Origin of the sequence: Acinetobacter harbinensis, assembly GCF_000816495.1 — a bacterium.
Taxonomy (GTDB): domain Bacteria; phylum Pseudomonadota; class Gammaproteobacteria; order Pseudomonadales; family Moraxellaceae; genus Acinetobacter; species Acinetobacter harbinensis.
This window is the reverse complement of sequence record NZ_JXBK01000003.1, coordinates 17707-19097: the sequence shown is the minus strand read 5'-3', so window position 1 is coordinate 19097 and position 1391 is coordinate 17707. Positions and strand designations below refer to the sequence as shown.

Here is a 1391-nt window from a genome sequence, read left to right as displayed (position 1 = left end):
GCTATAATTCAATTCAAATAGGTAAAAATACTTGTAAAATGCAAATATAACCTTCTGCAGGTCATAATTTACCAAAGTATTTAAATTAATGCAACTAAAAATAACCTACAGAAGGTTATTTTGTAACTTTGAAATACAATATGATTAAATGCAAGTTAGCAAGCCTTATGGGCGATAGAAAAATCTTAAAGTTAAGCGATGTCGTACATGCAACTGGGATTAACCGGAATACACTTACCAATATGTACTACGATAGAGCTGTCCGTATCGAATTACCAGTAGCGGATAAACTTTGCGAATTTTTTGGCTGTACAATGAATGATCTGTTTGAATATTCAGATAATGAATCAGATATTAGTATTATTTAATTACCACCAAGCACACAGATTAATCATAACCTATATAAATTAAATAATTTATATATCAGAAATCTGTCCACTTATGTACCTCTAAAAACGTACGTATTTTTATTACATTGAATCTATAGCTTACAGCTTTTGGTTGTTAAGCCTTTGAGTATGTAATGCTTAGATTCTATTTTTTACTTATTTTAATACCTGTATCAATAGCTGTATTACTAAATATGCTTTAAAGAATCTATGTTACTTCCAAGGCATTACTGATCAGTTTAGATTGGCATATCAAGTCGCACAGAAATAAGATCTTTGGTTTGGTTCTACAGTAGATAGACAATATATGGTCTATAGAAGTATGTAGATTAAACTAACTCACAACTTTTGATTGGTTGTGCTTTTTGAGTATGTGATGTTGTCTTTTACTTATTTTAATACCTGTATCAATAGCTGTATTCAAAATATACTTTAAAGAATCTATGTTGCTTCCAAGGCATTGTTGATCAATTTAGATTGGCATATCAAGTCACACAGAAATAAGATCTTTGGTCTGGTTCTACAGTAGATAGACAATATATGCTCTATAGAAGTATGTAGATTAAACTAACTCACAACTTTTGATTGGTTGTGCTTTTTGAGTATGTGATGTTGTCTTTTACTTATTCCAATACCTGTATCAATAGCTGTATTAAAAATATACTTTAAAGATTTATATTAGTTTTAGAGTATTGTTACCAAATAACAGGATGCCATCGGTAAAATTTTACTGATTGCATCGTAGACCTATTAGCGACAGCTGGATCTTACCGATAAGAAGCATCGCTTTGCAAGAAAAAAGTATTCAAAACGTAATTTACATGATCAGTATTATGATGATCAAATTAAGCAAGAAAACTGTAGTAGTTATGGAATGCATAAAGTCTAGGAACAGGTCAAGCAAGAAGGAAACTTAATAGCATACTGTACGTTCTCATTGATATAACAACTTGAAATACAATGTATGTGCTGTCGTGAAAATAAACAGAATACACGTAGTTG

General features: G+C 30.5%; 1 protein-coding gene. It reads left to right on the top strand.

The features are described from left to right. Positions 1 to 140 precede the first annotated feature (140 nt). Positions 141 to 368: a helix-turn-helix domain-containing protein gene (locus SE27_RS13020; RefSeq protein ID WP_039624303.1), complete on the top strand. Its 228-nt coding sequence runs from the start codon at positions 141 to 143 to the stop codon at positions 366 to 368. The last annotated feature ends 1023 nt before the right edge of the window (positions 369 to 1391 follow it).